At 64.3% G+C, this 17497-nt stretch carries 15 protein-coding genes; 9 read left to right on the forward strand and 6 right to left on the reverse strand.

Annotation, left to right across the window (positions count from 1 at the left end):
* Positions 1-22: 22 nt before the first annotated feature.
* Positions 23-1057: a hypothetical protein gene (locus IPL75_19790; protein MBK9242439.1), complete on the reverse strand. Its 1035-nt coding sequence runs from the start codon at positions 1055-1057 to the stop codon at positions 23-25.
* An 84-nt stretch (positions 1058-1141) separates the two neighbouring features.
* Here IPL75_19790 and IPL75_19795 point away from each other — a divergent pair, with 84 nt between their 5' ends.
* From IPL75_19795 to IPL75_19810, 4 genes are all read left to right on the forward strand, one after another.
* Positions 1142-2578: an MBOAT family protein gene (locus IPL75_19795; GenBank protein MBK9242440.1), complete on the forward strand. Its 1437-nt coding sequence runs from the start codon at positions 1142-1144 to the stop codon at positions 2576-2578.
* Between the two features lie 7 nt (positions 2579-2585).
* On the forward strand, positions 2586-3587 hold the full coding sequence (locus IPL75_19800; GenBank protein MBK9242441.1) for a hypothetical protein: 1002 nt from the start codon (positions 2586-2588) through the stop codon (positions 3585-3587).
* 21 nt (positions 3588-3608) lie between these two features.
* On the forward strand, positions 3609-5327 hold the full coding sequence (locus tag IPL75_19805; protein MBK9242442.1) for a hypothetical protein: 1719 nt from the start codon (positions 3609-3611) through the stop codon (positions 5325-5327).
* A 66-nt stretch (positions 5328-5393) separates the two neighbouring features.
* The gene (locus IPL75_19810; protein ID MBK9242443.1) at positions 5394-6317 is read left to right on the forward strand and encodes a hypothetical protein; all 924 of its coding nucleotides are present in this window, start codon (positions 5394-5396) and stop codon (positions 6315-6317) included.
* On the opposite strand, the gene IPL75_19815 is transcribed toward IPL75_19810, so the two are convergent.
* Positions 6245-7642, reverse strand: coding sequence for a glycosyltransferase family 39 protein (locus tag IPL75_19815; GenBank protein MBK9242444.1), 1398 nt, complete (start codon positions 7640-7642; stop codon positions 6245-6247). The two genes, IPL75_19810 and IPL75_19815, sit on opposite strands and share 73 nt — an antisense overlap.
* A 23-nt stretch (positions 7643-7665) precedes the next feature.
* Between IPL75_19815 and IPL75_19820 the strand changes: the two genes are divergently transcribed.
* Positions 7666-8850, forward strand: a complete 1185-nt coding sequence (locus IPL75_19820; protein MBK9242445.1) for an alpha/beta hydrolase — start codon at positions 7666-7668, stop codon at positions 8848-8850.
* 151 nt (positions 8851-9001) lie between these two features.
* Here the strand turns inward: IPL75_19820 and IPL75_19825 are convergent, their stop codons facing one another.
* Positions 9002-9247, reverse strand: a complete 246-nt coding sequence (locus IPL75_19825) for a hypothetical protein (protein MBK9242446.1) — start codon at positions 9245-9247, stop codon at positions 9002-9004.
* A 103-nt stretch (positions 9248-9350) separates the two neighbouring features.
* On the opposite strand from IPL75_19825, the gene IPL75_19830 reads away from it, so the two are divergent.
* Together IPL75_19830 and IPL75_19835 are read left to right on the forward strand one after the other, a co-directional pair.
* The gene (locus IPL75_19830) at positions 9351-10721 is read left to right on the forward strand and encodes a sensor histidine kinase (protein MBK9242447.1); all 1371 of its coding nucleotides are present in this window, start codon (positions 9351-9353) and stop codon (positions 10719-10721) included.
* Entirely contained in the window at positions 10702-11343 is a 642-nt protein-coding gene (locus tag IPL75_19835) for a response regulator transcription factor (protein ID MBK9242448.1), read from the forward strand. Before IPL75_19830 ends, IPL75_19835 begins: the two co-directional genes overlap by 20 nt.
* Positions 11344-11356: 13 nt before the next feature.
* On the opposite strand, the gene IPL75_19840 is transcribed toward IPL75_19835, so the two are convergent.
* The 3 genes from IPL75_19840 to msrB are packed head-to-tail and all read right to left on the reverse strand — an operon-like array spanning position 11357 to position 13842.
* Positions 11357-12886 carry a glycosyltransferase family 39 protein gene (locus tag IPL75_19840; GenBank protein MBK9242449.1) on the reverse strand — a complete coding sequence of 510 codons (1530 nt, stop codon included), beginning with the start codon at positions 12884-12886 and terminating at the stop codon, positions 11357-11359.
* A 9-nt stretch (positions 12887-12895) separates the two neighbouring features.
* A complete protein-coding gene (gene msrA, locus IPL75_19845; GenBank protein MBK9242450.1) occupies positions 12896-13447 on the reverse strand; it encodes a peptide-methionine (S)-S-oxide reductase MsrA in 552 nt (183 codons plus the stop codon).
* Positions 13444-13842, reverse strand: a complete 399-nt coding sequence (gene msrB / locus IPL75_19850; protein ID MBK9242451.1) for a peptide-methionine (R)-S-oxide reductase MsrB — start codon at positions 13840-13842, stop codon at positions 13444-13446. Before msrB ends, msrA begins: the two co-directional genes overlap by 4 nt.
* A 47-nt stretch (positions 13843-13889) precedes the next feature.
* Between msrB and IPL75_19855 the strand changes: the two genes are divergently transcribed.
* Together IPL75_19855 and IPL75_19860 are read left to right on the forward strand one after the other, a co-directional pair.
* Complete coding sequence (locus tag IPL75_19855; protein ID MBK9242452.1) at positions 13890-16520, forward strand: hypothetical protein; 2631 nt, start codon at positions 13890-13892, stop codon at positions 16518-16520.
* 376 nt (positions 16521-16896) lie between these two features.
* Complete coding sequence (locus IPL75_19860) at positions 16897-17490, forward strand: hypothetical protein (protein MBK9242453.1); 594 nt, start codon at positions 16897-16899, stop codon at positions 17488-17490.
* The last annotated feature ends 7 nt before the right edge of the window (positions 17491-17497 follow it).

Raw genomic sequence — 17497 nt, forward strand, 5'->3', positions numbered from 1 at the left:
ACATTATGACCGACGGCTCTGGTCAGTTCTTCTTCAGGACCGTCGTCTCTATGAAACGGGCCAGCCGCCGTAGTCCCTCAGGACCCGGATGTGGCTCTTTTGGCGAAATCGAGTATTGGAACGGTCGAAGGGGATCGACCTCGAGAAACTCGTCGGTTGTATGCGGCTGGATGCCCTTCGCGCGCAGTGCGTCAATCACGGGCGCACGCATGGGATTGGGCAAGACGTCCCAGACAATCACCTCAAATCTGGTGCCTGGGAATCGTTCTGCCACCTCGTCACGGGCCGCCTTCACGACAGCTCCGTAGAGGTCGAGATCCTCTTGAGCATACTCGGTCCAGTACCCTTTGTCGGATGCGGAATGCCGTCTCCTGCCGGGATCGTCTTCGAACGTGCCACGGCGAACTGCCACGCCATTTTCGAGAACAAACCTTGGGGCACGGGCCATCCACGGCGCCTCCTCGCGGCCGATCACTCTGCGGACATGATCGGTAATGGTCAAGTACACCGCGAGTTCCGGCCGCTCCTTCACAATGGTCGCGACCAGCCCGCTCTGCAAGGCGGCCAGCATTTCGTTCGGCCCCCAGCCGTTGAAGGCAAAGTTGTAAGTCGCCACAGCGCCACCGAGTGATTCGCCGACAAGGTACGGAAAGGTCTCATGGTCCTCGACGCCATGGCCAAAAGTGAAGGAACACCCAAAAAACAGGATGCTCTTCGTCGCCCTGGGCGCGGCCGGCGTGACCCGGAAGCCATGGGCATTGGTCGTGACGGTGATGTCGAAGACATCGGTGAACCCCACCCTCCGCGTCCACCGCAGCCTCTGGTTCGGCCGCGGTAGATTGCCGAGGATCGCGTGAGGCTCTGACCAATCGGCCGGATCAAAGTGTTCGACATTCCGATTATCAAGCCAGAGATATCCCAGGAACAGCAGCACCGCCACCGCCACGGCCGCGAGGTTCACGGCAACGACTCGGTACCTGGACGATTTCGCGGCCATCGTGACACACGCGATCAGGACAACGAGCGCAGTCCACACGATCCACGGGGATGCAGGCACGCACAGACTCTAACATCCCGACAACTCCCACCTCATGGATTGACAGTAAGCGCGTCGGTGGCTACCCTGCCGTGTTCAGCAGGCATGCTCTTCAACTCCCTCACCTTCGCGCTGTTTTTTCCGATTGTCACGACGTTGTACTTCCTGACGCCACATCGGTGGCGCTGGCTGCTGTTGCTCGTCGCCAGCTCGATCTTCTACATGGCGTTCGTGCCGGTCTACATCCTGATCCTGGTCTTCACGATCCTGGTCGACTATGCGGCGGGCCTGCTGATCGAATCGAGTCACGGCCGCCGCCGCCGCGGCTGGCTGTTGGCCAGCCTTGCCGCGAATATCGGTGTCCTCGCCATTTTCAAGTACTACGGCTTCATTGCGGACAACCTCTTGTGGCTCAAGAGCTCATTCAATGTGGACCTGACCCTGCCGCCGTGGAACATCGTGCTTCCATTGGGGCTCTCATTCCACACATTCCAGGCCATGGCCTATACCATCGAGGTCTACAGGGGCCGTGTGCCAGCCGAGCGGCACCTGGGGTACTACGCTTTGTACGTCATGTTCTATCCACAACTGGTCGCGGGGCCGATCGAGCGGCCGGATCACTTGCTGCCGCAACTGCGAATCGAACATCGGTTTGAGTACGGTCGCGTTGTTGCCGGCCTGAAGCGTATGGCATTGGGGCTTTTCAAGAAGGTCGTCATCGCCGACCAGCTTGCGCGAACAGTGGACCTCGTTTATGCCGATCCGACGCAGTGGACCGGCCTCGCCCTGATGTTGGCCGCGGTGTTCTTCGCGTGGCAGCTGTACTACGATTTTTCCGGGTATTCAGATGTTGCGATCGGAAGCGCGCAGGTTATGGGGTTCGAGTTGACTCGCAACTTCCGGTCGCCGTTCACTTCTCAGACACTGTCCGACTTCTGGCGCCGGATGCACATCTCACTGATGAGCTGGTTCCGCGACTACGTCTACATCCCGCTCGGTGGGAGTCGGACCACCACGCCCCGCTGGTGTTTCAACCTCCTCGTGGCATTCACCATCAGCGGCCTCTGGCACGGCGCTCAATGGACTTTCGTCCTGTATGGAACGCTGAGCGGTGTGATGGTCCTCGTCGGAGAAATTACACGACCGTGGCGGAAGCGGATGGGGTTTGCCCGCGGCGGCTGGCCGGCGGCAGCCATCACCTTCGGGCTCTTCGCCGCCTCCCTCGTCGTGTTTCGGGCCCCGAGTCTTGCGGACGCCGTCCACACGCTGACTCATCTGCACACGGGCCTGCTCGACGACTTCGCCACCATCGCCGGCGGTGGCGTCATCGCCGGGTTGTCCGGACTGGGCCTGGTCGCCATCCTCTCCGTCGTCGGCCTCCAACTGTGGGTTGACGCACTCGACAACACGAAGGATGCATTCGTCCGCCTGGCCGCCTGGCCGGCGACGGCGCGGTTCGCGGTCTACTTCGTCCTCGTCTACTCCTGTCTCGCAGCGGGCTCGATGCGTTCGCCGCAGCAGTTCATCTACTTCCAGTTCTGAACCGGTGATGCCTTCCGAGACCCGCACCTTGTTTCGCAGACTCGCAGCGCTGGCGCTGCCGTTGGTCGTCCTGCTGGCGCTCTACGTCGTGCTGGACCCGTTTCAGGTCATGCGCCGCGATACCGACTACCAGATGCGTCACGGGGTTGCCCCGAACCGGGAGGTGATGAGCACCGAAATTCTGCTCGAGCGGCGCAGCCAGACACTCTATGACGCGTTCATTCTCGGTAACTCCCGATCACTGGCCTTCCACACTCCGGACTGGCTCGACTGGATCCGGCCGGCGACGCCCTTTCACTATGACGCCTCGGCAGAGACCTTGTTGGGGCTGCGCGGCAAACTGCAGGTGCTGGAACGTGAACGCATACCGCTGCGCCATGCCCTGATTGTCCTCGACCACGATCTGCTCCAGCACACCCTGGACACCGCGGACATCGTGACGATCAAGCACCCGGCAGTCTCGGGTGGCAGCCGACTCCGGTTTCACGCCGTCTTCCTGAAGGCGTTCTTCTCGGACCTCTTCTTCGTCAAGTACCTCGACTATCGTTTGTTCAGTACCTGGCGGCCATACATGACCGGCGCCATCGATCCGCGCGCGTATGGGCGGAACGCCGAGACCAACGACATCATGTTCGTCGAGGCTGAGGCACAAATCGCCTCGGACCCCGATCGGTTTTATGCCCCCTCCCGCTGGCAGGGGATCGACCGTACGCCTCGTGATGCCGAGCCGGTCATCGGCAACCTGCAGTTCAGGATGCTGCAGGAGGTGAGCGCCGCTTTCGTCCGCCTGCACGCCGACTACCAGATCGTGGTCAGCCCGGATTTCGGGCGGGTCCGCCTCAACCCATCAGACGTGGCGATCTTGCGGGACCTCTTCGGCGCGGAGCGAGTGCACGATTTTTCACGGGACACCGAACTCGGCGTCAACATTCGAGACTGGTACGAAACCGCGCACTACCGGCCGCACGTGGCACGCGAGATCATGCGACACATCTACGGCCGGGACTGACGCTGCTATCATCGCGCAGCCATGCCACTGCCTTCGTCTCGCCTTCGAGGCCCCGTGCCGACGGCGCTGGCGCTGCTTGGCATCCTGACCCTGCTCGCGCTCTTTGGAGCGCGCGCGTTTCACGAGCGCGATCTCGCCATCGATGATGCCTACATCCTCACGCGCTACGCTTCCCACCTGGCCGAGGGTCATGGTTTTCGATGGAACGTCACTTCCCCCCCGGTCGAAGGCTTCACCTCGCCGCTGTTCGTCATGTTGCTCGCAGGCCTGCTCCGGCTGGGCGTCGCGCCAACCGCAGCCGCAGCAGCCCTGAGCATCATCGCCATCACGGGTCTCGTCGCACTCCTGGTGACGGCCGCCGGCCCGACACGCCCGGGGTTCTCTATCGCGACACTCCCGACGGCGTTCCTGCTCGTCGACCCTGGGATCGCCGTGCACGCCAGCCGTGGACTTGAGACGTCGGCGTTTTTCCTGGTGGCGGCAGCACAAGTCGCCATCGCCGGCGCCATGGTGCGCCGGCCCGCTCACACGACCGGCTACGGAATGGCCGCCGTCAGCTTCCTCCTCGTCCTGACGCGGCCGGACGGAGCCCTCATTGTCGCCGTGTGCTGGCTGGCTGCCGCGCTGGCGCTCCGCGGACGCAGCGGCGACGGAACACAGGCGTTGTTGCATAGCGGCGTCGCACTCGCGCTGGTGGGTGCGGCATTCGCCATGTGGAAGCTCTGGTACTTCGGCGCGTTACTGCCGACGGCGTACTACGTCAAAGCCGTCGGTGTCGGCTGGGCCGGGGTGACCGATGCCATGGCGTTCGTGGCTGACTACTCGGTTTGGCTGGTTGGGAGCGCGCTGGCGGCCTTGGGAACGATCGTCATGGCATTAAGCCGGCTCCCCGACCGATGGAGGCACGTGCACCTGGAGACCGTCATCCCGATGGCGGTCACCCTGCCGTGGCTGGTCTACTCAGCGAAGATCGTGCACGAACAGGGCTTCACGCACCGCTTTTCCTTCGTCCTGGTGCCCCTGGCCGCGCTCGCGGCCACCCATGCACTGCGAACGGCGTTCGATGTGGCGACAGAACGACGCTGGATTCGGCCCGGGATCCTGGCCACGGCTGGAACTGTCGCGGTGATCGGCTGCGCGCTCATGTTCGCGAGCCCGGTGTCGCACACCCTTCAGACGCTCCGCGGCGCGCCGCCATCGGATGCCAACGTGATTGTCTTTTCCCGGCTCGGGCGTGCGATCGCGAGCGCCGGCCTGGGTGAGCAGATCTCATTTCTGAACAGCGCCGCTGGGGCCGCGCCTTTTCTCGCAGGAGCCCGGCATGTCGATTCGTTCGGCCTGGCGACCAGGGAGTTTTCAAAAGTCGTTTCGATCGAACGGCGGCTGCAAATGATCGCGGATTCCGCCTTTGACGTGATCGAAATGCCCTTCCTTCCCGCGAGCCCTGGCGCGGAATCCGTGGATGACGAACCGATGCGTTTCACGGACTACTGGAAGCGGGTTGAGGAGGTCGGCCGCAACGCCAGGCAGTACGAGCCCACCGAGGATGGCATGGACGCGTGGTTCGCCACCGCGCACTCTGTGATGCGCTACTTGCGCGACCACACAACGCTTGTCGGAGGTGCGAACTACTCAGGAAACGTGATGCACATCTACGTTTCCCGGGAGAGCCACCACTACCAGCAGTTGGTCACGACGCTCTCGCGGGAACTCGACATACCCGCGGAGCAGCTCCGCTGATCATCGAGGGAGCCCGGATTGGAATCGGGTTGACGATACGACCGGATGAAACGCCATAATCGCCCGATGACACGTGGCCGACGACTCGGGGTCGCAGTTCTTGTCGCGGTCACCGCCTTCGCGAGCTCCTGGGTCTATCGAACAACTGCGTCGCAGCCGGTCGACGACCTGTACGCAACCTTTTGCGCAGCCGAGGCTATGCTGAGCGGGATCGATCCGTACGGACCGAAGTGCGTCGGACAGGGCAGCTTCACGGCCTATCCGCTCACTACGATCCTGGCCGTCGCGCCATTCACCCCCCTCGGATTCTGGTGGGGACCACTGACGTTCTGGTCCTTGCTGGCCGGCCTGCTGGCATGGGCACTTCTCGCGCAAGGACAGGTGTGGCGGCTGCTGACGCTCACGTCGATGCCATTTGTCATCAGCTTCATGTTTCTGCAGTGGGCGCCGCTGATCCTGGCGGTGGCATTCCTGCCGGGACTCCTGCCGTTGACCCTCACCAAACCGCACCTGGGCCTGCCGGTCCTGGCCACACACCTGACACGGCGCCGGGCCATGGGGTGCATGGCGTTTCTCGCCGTCACGTTCGCGATTGACCCCACGTGGCCCGCCCGCTGGCTCCCGCTGACGGGGGCGTTCGATGGATTCATTCCAGCATTGACCGTCTGGCCCGCTGGCCTGGTCCTCCTGGCGGCAGCGGTGCGATGGCGCACCAAGGAAGCCCGGTTCTTCCTGCTGATGGCGCTGATGCCCCAGCGGGGCCTCTACGATCTTCTGCCACTCTGGTACTTGGTTGACACCCGGCGACAGCTCCTGATTCTCAACGGACTCAGCTGGTTGATGCTTGCTTTGGTGACGTGGGCCAGTTTTCAGGGTGTGGCGATGGAGGCCATCTGGGCCTCCACCGTGCCTCTGATTTACGTTCCGCTGCTCATCAAGGTGTTGCGACGGCCCGTGCCAGGCCCTGACCAGGCCCTGGAGTCACGGTAGCGGCGGTCGGAAAGTCCCTTGAGGACAGACAGCGGAGTCGTCGACAGCATCAAGGCAAACGGAAGCACTGCTGCAACGTATCGATCAAGGAAGAACTCGACCTGCGCGGTCACGAACAGATAGCCCGCCGGCACCGCCAGCAGGGCGAGAAACACCAGCCGCTCCCTCATCGACGGCAGCAGCAGCAAGCCAAGCACAGGCAGCCACATGAGGACCCGCCACAGTTGTCTGAAGACGGATTCGCTGCGGCTCCACCAGGCGTTGGAGCCGCCCCGTACGCCGGGCGGCACAGGGGACTCCAGCGCCGCGATGGGCTCGGTGCCACTCGGCCAGGGCTCGAGCGTGGGCGCCGCCGCGTACTCCTTCCAGCTCTGGATCGTGGAGTGACGCAGGAACCCCGTCGGGTCACTTCGAAGCCCTTCCATGGCAACGGCGCCCATGAGCGACCTCGCATCGGCGTACGACATCCCCTGACGCTCAAGAACGGGCAACACATCCCAGTGCGCGACATCCTGTAGAGGCCGATTGCCCATCCGGGTGAGGAAAACTGCGGTCGCAGGTTCCCGGGCGTTGAGCAACCCCTGCTCGGTCACAACTCTGTTGTAGAGGTGCAAACCAGCACCGCCCGCGATCACAAAGCCTCCGCCGTTTGCATAGTGCCACGAGGCGCACAGCGCCATAAGCCCAAGGCCAGCACCCATCATGCGCGCGGTCCTGATCGCAGCGTCCCTGGTCCCAGTCATCGACCGATACAACAGGAACATCGGCACGACGATGGCAACAAGGGGAACCACGCGCGCGAGCCCTGCGAGTCCCGCAAGCATACCGGCAGCGACATCGCGCCGCAGGGCGCCGTTCGCACCGGCGCGAGACGCCAGCCACATCGCTCCCGCCATCCCGAAGAGCGCCACATTCTCCGAAAGGACCATCTGAGGCAGGAACAGCGTCGGTGCGACACTCCCGGTGATAAAGAGCGCGAGCGTGGCCAGGTCCTCGCCCACAACGCGCCGGACGATGTCGCGCAATCCGACAAGCGTGAGCACCATGCAGACATGCTGGACGAAGACGGCCAGCGCGCCTGGATAGGACGATGTGATGAGCCACCATGGCGCCAGGAAGAGGGAGTAGCCCGGCGGAAAGTAGCTGACCTGCCCTGCCGCGAATCGGCCGATGCCGTCGATGTATCCGCGCGCATCACTCGTGTAGCCGATTCCGAAGAACACGAACGCGAGCATGTGGAGGACGCCGATGTACGCCACCACCCATTTCAAGAGCGTCCTGGAGTTTCGGCTGGATCCTGCCACCGTGCCCAGACCGTAACACACACTCGTGTATCGTAAGCACCATCGTGACCGCGCTCGCTCTGTTGCTCGCGTTGATCGTGCTCATCATCGCCCCGTGGGCGCAGATCCCGGCGCCCGCATACAGGCTTTTGCCCCTCAGCGTCGGCGCGCCGGAGCTCAGCCCGTGGCTGCTGGTCATCGCCCTGCTGGCCTCGGTGCTAGCCACGATCGGTCTTCGACGCCGCCAAAGGGGACGACGCCTGCTCGCGCGCGCGGCCGTTGCACTTTCAGTGATTGCAACGGCTCTGCCCGCGTACGTGCTCGCACAAATTCCCGGCACGCTCCGCGAGATCGATGCGGACTGGCAGCGCGCGTTCGGCAAGCCCGCAGCCGACACCAGGACCGTTGACGCTCGCTCGTCCATGCGCCCGGCCCGACTCACCTGGCGTGAGATGTTCACGGGCCTCGACCTGCCTGCCGTGCGGATCACGCGCGACGTGCTGGTGCGGAACGCAGATGGCGTCACGCTCACGGTTGATATCTACCGGCCTGACCACGAAGGCGTCGTCCCAACCGTGGTGCAGATCTACGGCGGCGGATGGCGAGGAGGCGAGCCGGGGGACAACACGGAGATTGCCCATGCGATGGCGGCCGCAGGATTCGCCGTGTTTGCCATCGACTACCGGCACGCGCCCGACTGGACCTGGCCCACGCAGCTGGAAGACGTGCTCGACGCACTCCGGTGGGTCACGGCCCACGCGGCTGAGTACGGCAGCGACCCGGCGCGTTTGGCCCTGGTGGGACGGTCGGCCGGCGCGCAGCTCGCGATGCGCGCCTCGCAGGACATCGCGGCGCCTCCGATCCGCGCGGTCGTCACCATCTATGGCCCGGTGGATCTGACGGAAGGACATCGCGTGCCCCCATCGCCCGACCCGCTCGACGTGCGACTGATCGAAGAACAGTTTCTGGGTGGCACGCCCGACGAGCATCCCGATCGCTACGCCGATGCCTCACCGATCACGCGGGCCGCGAACCCACATCCGCCCGTGCTCGTCATCACCGGCGGGCGCGATCACATCGTCTTGCCGCGGTTCGGGCGCCTGTTGCACGAGCGGTTGCTTGAAAGCGGCGTGTCGGTGCGGTTGCACATGCCGTGGGCCGACCATGGATTCGACTTCGTTCCGTTCGGACCGAGCTCCCAAATCGCGCTGTACTACACGCAGCGCTTCCTCGCCGAAGCCCTTCGATAGTCGGCGACGTCACGGCGTCCACGACGGATCACAGGGAGACGCCGAGACACGGAGGCTTGCAGTCACGACGGATCACAGGGAGGCTCCGAGGCTCCGAGGCTCCGAGACCCTGGACTCTGGACCCTGGACTCTGGACTCTGGACTCTGGACCCTAAGCGCTCGCTGCCTGCGTCGATTGGCCAAGCGTCCACGTCGGCGCCGACGGGAGCTGATACTGCCGCTTCAGGGCGTGTGCGGCCACGGCCGCCTCGCCCCTGGTGGCAAAGACCTGGCTCGACACACAGGTGTCGCCGGTGAACAAATCCACGGCAAATTCACCGAACGTCTCCGCGATCCCGCAGTACATCCGTGACCGTCCGCTCCCAACTGACCAGATTTCCGCCCAGGAATTGTCCATGTGGCCCCCTTGGCCGGAGACACTACCCGGAACGTCGGTCCGGTGACCATCCCCCCAATACGGGATGCCGGGTCCCCCAGAGAGGGGATACGCTGTGGACCTTATGCAGTTCAGGACCTGGCCGGTGGCGGCCCTCGGACTGGTGGGATTGCTCGCCCTCATCGCCGTCTTCGGGGTAACCGGGGCGCGGAAGGCCGACGAAATCTACCGCCGGCTGGATGCGCTGAACACCCACCACCGCGAGGTGGATGCCACCTTGCGCCGCCTCCGGTCTGACGTCCACCTGTCGGGCATCCTCGTTCGCGACTACCTGCTCGACACCGAGCGAGCTCGCGACCCTGAGTACCGGGAGCAACTGGCGTCATTCCGCCGGTCCAACACCGCCGCGCTCGCGGATCTGCGCGCGCTGCTGGCGCCAGGAACAGAAGAAGTGGACCGCGCGGCGTTCCTCCAGGCCAACCTCGATGGGTACTGGGAAACGTTTGAGCCGCTGTTCTTCTGGTCGGCCGCCGAGAAGGTCACCCAAAGTGCATCGTTCCTGCGCCGCGAGGTTCTGCCCCGGCGCGAGGCTGCAATGGACCTGGCCCTCGAGATTGAGCAACTCAACAACGCGAACCTGAATTCTGAACGCGAGGAAGTCACCCGCCAGTACACGGCCTACCGCGCAGACATGCGGGTGCTCTTGTGGGAAAGTCTGCTTCTGGGAGCCCTGGTGACGGTCGTGGCCGTCGGTCAACTGCGTGTACTTGAGCGCCGCGCAAAGGAACAACGCGTGGTCACCGAGGCCGCGGAAGGACGGATGCGCGCGCTCTCGCAGCAAATTGTGGCGACGCAGGAGGAGGAGCGTAAACACCTCTCGCGCGAGCTGCACGACCACGTCGGCCAGATGTTGACGGGGCTCCGCATGGAACTGGGCCGCATCGAGCGCCTGGGCGCGCCCGGCAACGAACGTGTGGCGCAGGCGCTGGCGGAGGGCCGCGCATTGGTGGACGACGTGATGCGGACGGTGCGCGATCTGGCGCTCGGCCTGCGGCCGTCGATGCTCGACGACTTCGGTCTGCGACCGGCGCTCGAATGGCACGTGCGCGAATTCTCGCGGCGGTCCACCGTGTCGGCCTCGTTCAGTGCGACCGGCAATTTTGATGCGCTGCCGGACGCGTACCGCACGTGCATCTACCGTTCGGTGCAGGAAGCCCTGACCAATTGCGCCCGGCACTCGGGCGCGTCGCGCGTCGATGTGGTTGTGGGCTCGGATGCCGCGGGCCTGACGGTCACCGTGAAGGACAACGGCGTGGGCATCGCGTCAGATCGGCGCGCGCGCGGGATGGGGTTGCGGGGCATGGAAGAGCGGGTCAAGGAACTGTCGGGCACCCTCACGATTGACACCGTGTTTGGCGCCGGCACCACACTGCGATTCTGGCTCCCTGTCCCAAACACGTCGTCGGAGGTGCACGATGCGCGTCGTGCTGGCTGACGACCACGCGGTTGTGCGCCGCGGCCTGCGCAGCTTGCTGGAAACCGAGCCCGGCGTGGTGGTGGTGGCCGAGGCCGGCGACGGCCTCGAGGCCCTGCGCTTGTGCGCGGAGCACCAGCCTGATGTGGTGGTGCTCGACATCGCCATGCCCCTGCTGAACGGCATCGACGTGGCCGCCCGGCTGCAGAAAGCCGACCGGCGTCCCCGCATCGTGATCCTGAGCATGCACGCCGACGAGTCGTACATCCTGCGCGCGCTGGCGGCCGGCGCCCAAGCCTACCTGCTGAAAGATGCCACCGACGAAGAACTGCTGCCGGCGATCAGGACGGTCATGGCCGGCAAGCCATTCTTCAGTGCGGCCGTCGCGGCGGTCCTGGTGGAAGACTACGTCCACCACCTGCGTGCGCGGGGCCTGAGCGATTCGTTTCAACTGCTGACCGCGCGCGAACGCGAAGTGCTGCAGCTTCTGGCCGAGGGGCGATCGAACAAGGAGGTCGCGTCCTTACTGGAGCTGGGGCTGTCCACGGTTGAGACCCATCGCTCGAACCTGATGCAGAAACTCAACCTGCACAACACCGCCGAAATCGTGCTCTACGCCGTACGCAAAGGCATGATCCGGTAGCGTTTCTGTTCCCCTATCTCGTCCCTTCGACTCGGAACAGCGTGAGGCGAAGTGCTTCGGGCAACGCTGGTGCAGGCGCCACCTGCAGCACACGGGTCAACGTCACACGTGACGAGAATGCGGTCACGCTCTGCTCCGGAACGATGAGCCAGACGGGATCCGGCCTCGCCGCCAACAGGTCCAGAAGGTGACCGGACGGAGCCGCCGTCTGGGGACACCCTGCCAGCGTCAACACGAAGCGCACCGCCTGCGCGTTGAAATAGGTCCAGGTTCGTGCCTCGCCTGGAGGAAGGCCGAGCGCGTCGGTGTCCTCGATGAACACGTGATCCTGGCATTCGCCATTCCGTACCACCGCGTCTCGCACCGCGAAGAATGCGGCGTTTGAGTCGCCGTCACGAATGGCGCGGCGCTCCACCCTGACGATCGCCACAAGGTTGACCGTCAGGACCGCGACCAATGCGCCAGTGGCCACAAGCCGTGGAGCCCAGCCGCCTCTCTCCCAGATGCTGGAAAGGGCCACACCAGCGCAGACACACGCCAGGGGCACCAGCAGCAGAAGATAACGGGACTGGAGGGCGTGCGTAAATAGCGGCAAGACAAGCATCGGTAGCAGGAGCGCAATCGCCAGGAACGACCGGGCGCGGCCCGATAGTACGAGTCCGGAGGCGACCACGCCGAGCGTGGCGAGTTCAATGGCACGTCGCAGACGCGGAACGTCATGAAATCCCGCCCACAACCGTTCGCCCGTCCCGGCGATGGTCGTGACGAGCAGAGTCAGCGCTGACACCAGGCGGTCCATGTATTGCCCGATGGATTCCACCGGGCCGTAGACGTACGACTGTTTCTGAACGGCGTCGATCACCTGGTCAGGGCGGCCGGTCAGAATCCACAGCATCGGGGCGTAGCCGATACCAAACGCGACCGCGGCGACGTACACCTCCAAGCGTTTGAACCACTCGGCCGGCGGACACCGGACGAAATGCCACACAACCAGAGCGACGACCAGGACAACGCTCAGGGGATGCGACTGCACCATCAGACCCGCCAGAAAGCCCCCCGTCGCGAGCCACATCAAACGACGTTCGGTAACCCCTACATAGACCGCCGCCAACGTCGCGGTCGCCAGCAGCGGCGTCAGGGAATTTGACCACCCGAAGTGACTGCCTACCACCACAAGCATGGGACTCGTGAGCGCCAACAGTGCGGCGACGATGGCGACGCGCGCGTTGGCGACCATACGCGCGAGCAGGTAGATAGCCGGCACGGTGAGGGCTCCAGCAACAACGGCCACGACGCGCGCGGCCAGGAGATCGGCATCGAGGAGCCGAAACAGGGCAGCGACGATCACCGTGAAGAGCGGGCCGTAGTAGATGTCGTAACCGATCATCGGGACGTTCGTCCCGCGGGACACCTCCAGAGCTCGAATGACTTCAAGGCCCTCGTCTTCGAACCGGGGCACCAGATGGAAATAGGGCAGACGGATTGCCAGCGCCAGGAGAAACAGCGCGGCGAGGAGCAGGACTCGCCGATGGCGAGGCAGCATCCGCAGATTCTATCCGCAGGTCACGCCGGTGCCGCCGATGCCGCAGTAACCATTCGGGTTCTTGTCCAGGTACTGCTGGTGATACTCCTCCGCCAGGTAGTACGGCGGCGCATCTGCGATCTGCGTGGTAATCGCGCCAAACCCGTGCTGCCCCAACCGGTCAGCGTACGCCTGTTTTGACGCGTCCGCTGCCGCCCGCTGCGCCGGGGAGGTCGTGAAGATCACCGACCGATATTGCGTGCCCACGTCGTTGCCCTGGCGGTTGCCTTGCGTCGGGTCGTGGTTCTCCCAGAACACGCGCAGCAGTGCATCGTAACTGACGACGGCGGGATCGAATACCACTCGGACCACCTCGGCGTGGCCGGTGGCGCCGGAACAGACCTGCTGGTACGTCGGATACGCGCGCGTGCCGCCCGCATATCCCACCGACGTCGTGTGCACACCGGGCGTCGTCCAGAACTTGCGCTCGGCGCCCCAGAAACACCCAAGTCCGAAGATCGCTTCTTCGAAGCCTGACGGGACACTGCCCTTGATGGGAGTCCTCAACACTGTGTGAATCACGCCTGCTCCTTCGGCTCAAACTTGAGCGCCAACCCGTTCATGCAGTACCGCTCGCCTGTCGGGCGCGGGCCGTCGGGAAACACATGGCCCAGATGCCCGCCGCAATTCGCGCAGGTGACCTCGGTCCTGACCATGCCGTGGCTCCGGTCCTGGGTGGTGACCACGCCGTGGTCGAGGGCGGCGTAGAAACTCGGCCACCCAGAGCCGCTTTCGTACTTGGTCTCTGACGAAAACAGCGGATGCCCGCAACCGGCGCAATAGAACATGCCGTTGCGCTTCTCCACATTGAGCGGACTGGACCCGGCCCGTTCGGTGCCGTGGCACCGGAGTACTTCAAACTGTTCGGGCGCCAGTTCGGCGCGCCACTCATCATCGGTCTTAATGATTTTCTTCACACCTCTAGAATGCCATCAGAAGTGGTCGAGGCAGTAGAATCTTGGCCGTGACCCGACTCCTGATCGCCGTCGTGGCCGCTTTGGCGGTGGGTGTGGTTGCATATTTCGCCTGGGTGGGCAGGCGGGCCACGTCGATCGAGGTGGGCATTCCCCAGGCGCTGGCCGACGAGCGGGCGTCCCGCATTCGCGACCTGACGTACGAGGCCTCGTTCGATATTCCTGCCGCGCGCACTGAGCCGATCCACGGATCGATCACCGCCAGGTTCACCCTCAACGATGTCGCGGCGCCGCTCGTCTTCGACTTCGCCCAACCCGCCGAGAAGTTCCTGGGCGCCACGGTCAACGGCCAGGCCACCTCAGAGGTCGCGTCGCGCAACGGGCACCTGATTGTCCCGGCGAACCTGCTCGTTCCTGGTCAGCCCAATGAAGTCACGCTCACTTTCGTCGCCGGCGACGAGGCCCTGAACCGGCAGGACGAATTTCTCTACACACTCTTTGTGCCGGCCCGGGCGTCACTGGCCATGCCGGTGTTCGACCAACCCAACCTCAAGGCGCGCTGGGTTTTGTCGCTCAAGATTCCCGACGGCTGGACGGCGGTCGCCAATGGCGCCACCACGGGGGAGATACGGCTCAACAACCGGACGCAGCTGATCTTCGCGAAAACCGAACCGTTGCCGACGTACCTCTTCGCGTTCGCCGCGGGCAAGTTCCTGATCGAGACGGGCGAGCGCGACGGCCGCCAGTTCCGGATGCTGCATCGCGAAACCGACGCGGCCAAAGTAGCCCGCAATCGCGACGCGATTTTTGATCTGCATCACACGGCGTTGCGGTGGCTGGAAGACTACACGGCGATCCCCTACCCCTTTGGGAAGTTCGACTTCGTCGCCATTCCGTCGTTCCAGTTCGGCGGGATGGAACACGCGGGCGCGGTGTTCTACAACGCGTCCTCGATGTTCCTGGATGAGACGGCTACACAGAACCAGCGGCTCGGTCGCGCCAGCCTCATCGCGCATGAAACCGCGCACATGTGGTTCGGCGATTTGGTGACCATGCAGTGGTTCAACGACGTCTGGATGAAGGAGGTCTTTGCCAACTTCATGGCGGCGAAGATCGTGAATCCTGCCTTTCCGGAGGTGAACCACGACCTTCGATTCCTCTACTCGCACTACCCAGCGGCGTACGAAGTTGACCGCACAGCCGGCGCGAACCCCATCCGTCAGTCACTGGCCAATCTGAACGAGGCCGGGTCTCTCTACGGCGCCATCATCTACCAGAAAGCGCCCATCGTCATGCGCCAACTGGAGTTGTTGCTGGGCGCCGACGCGTTCCGTGACGGCCTGCGCGAGTATCTCAAGGCGCACGCCATGGCCAACGCCACCTGGCCCGACCTGATCCGCGTGCTCGACGCGCGCACACCGGCTGACCTTGTAGCGTGGAGCCGCGCGTGGGTGGAAGAGCGCGGACGGCCGCAGGTGACGGTGGATGTGAAGCCGGACAGCGCCGGTGGAATCACCGTGGCGCTCCAGGTCGGCGACGCTTTGGCTCCACAGAGCGGGTCTGGCCGCGGACTGGTGTGGCCGCAGACACTGCACGTCGTGTTGGGGCATGGCGCACACGCCATGAACGTCGATGTCACGCTGGGCGACTCGGGACGCGCGTCGTTTTCGCAGGCGCCGTTCCCGAGCGAGGGAGGCGGGACGCCCACAGACATTCGCTGGGTGCTGCCCACAGGCGGCGGCCTCGGCTACGGCGACTTCGTGCTTCCCGCTGCGATGCTCGACGCTTTGGCGGCCGACCTGTCAGCGATCGTGGATCCACTGACGCGCGGAGCCGCGCTGGTCACGCTGTGGGAGTCCATGCTCGAAGGACGCATCCCCGCCGCGCGCGTCCGCGAGGCGTTGATGGTCGCGTTGCCGCTGGAGCGGGATGAACTCAATGTGGCGCGACAAATGGGATACCTCCAGTCGCTGTTCTGGCGGTTTTCGTCTGCCGACGAGCGGACCGCCCTGGCCCCCGCCCTTGAGGCGTTGCTGCGCGACGGGCTCACCCGTGCCGGCACTATCAGTTTGAAGAGCGCATGGTTCAACGCCGTGCGCAGCACCGCCACGACACCGGAGACCATTGCCTGGCTCCGTCGCGTCTGGAACAGGGAGGAAACCGTTCCCGGGCTTCCGCTCTCTGAGAATGACGAAACGGATCTGGCGCTCGACCTCGCGCTGCGCGGCGCCACCGACGCGCAGGCACTGCTTGACGCGCAGGAGGCGCGCATCACCAACCCCGATCGCAAAGCGCGCTTCGTGTTCGTCCGGCCGGCTCTGGCCGACAGCGCCGCCACCCGTGAGGCGCTGTTCGAACGGTTCAAGGACGTCGCCAACCGGCGGCGCGAAGCCTGGGTGCTCGAGGCGATGGGCTATCTGCACCATCCCGTCCGCGCCGGCTCCGCGCGCCACCTGATCGTGCCCGCCCTGCAGATGGTGCGCGAGATCCGTGACACCGGCGACATCTTCTTCCCGAAGCGATGGGCGGACGCGGCGCTCGGCGGCCATCGCTCACCAGAGGCCGCCGCCGACGTGCGCGCGTACCTGGACAGCCTCCCCGCCGACTATCCCGAGCGCCTGCGCTGGGTGCTGCTGGCGTCAGCCGATCCGCTGTTCCGCGCTGCAACCATCGTGCGCTGACCGTCCACGTACGGATCTTTCACCATGAAGGTCCATGAAGATCCATGAAGACCATGGGCTGTCAAAAAAGCGCCTGGTTGGGAGCCCGGCTCTGCCGGGCTGCGCGATCAGAGGGAAGGCGAAAAAATGAAAAGGAACTCGGAGGCGAATAGGGTCGATCGAGCCTATTCGCCTCCGAGTTCCTTTTCATTTTTTCGCCTTCCCTCTGATCGTGCCTGCCGCCACAGGCGGCGCCCAACCTGGCGCCTTCATGGAACTTCATGCCCTTCATGGTGAATCTGTTCTCCTGAAACGGCCCTGGCCTCTGCGTCTCTGCGTCTCTCTGTGATCCGTACGTGATCTCTCCGTGGACTCGCTTCCCGATATACTGCGACCCGTGTCCGTTCGCACGTCGCTCGTCATCGCCTTCACCGCCCTGAATCTCACCATCGGGGGCTTGGTGGCGTGGCTGAAGCTGCCGATCTACCTGGATTCCACCGGCATCGTGCTGGCGAGTCTCCTGCTCGGCTGGCGCGCCGGTGTGAGTTGTGCGGTCCTCACCTGCCTCATCGGGTTTTTCGTCGTGAATCCGTACCTGCCCTTCTTCACCGGCACCGCGATCGTGATCGCCCTCGTGGTTGATCAACTGCGGCGTCGCAACATGTACCGTTCACCGCTGCTGACCGTCGTCAGCGCATTGATCCTGGCGTGCGCGGCGGCACTGGCGTCCGCGCCTGTGGCGGCATTTGTGTTTGGCGGGGTCACCACCAGCGGGTCTGATTTGATTACCGCGTTTTTTCGCGCCACAGGACAGAGCCTGATCGACAGCGTGATGCTCTCGCAACTGACCAGCGAACCCGTGGACAAACTCATCGTCACGCTGGTGTCCATTTCGGTCGTAAGGGCACTGCCGAACTCATTCCTGACCCAGCACGGCCTTCGCGGTCACAAAGACCTCAGAGGTCCTCTCTCATCTCAGGAAGACCTCTGAGGTCTTA

This window comes from Acidobacteriota bacterium (assembly GCA_016716905.1).
GTDB lineage: Bacteria > Acidobacteriota > Vicinamibacteria > Vicinamibacterales > SCN-69-37 > SYFT01.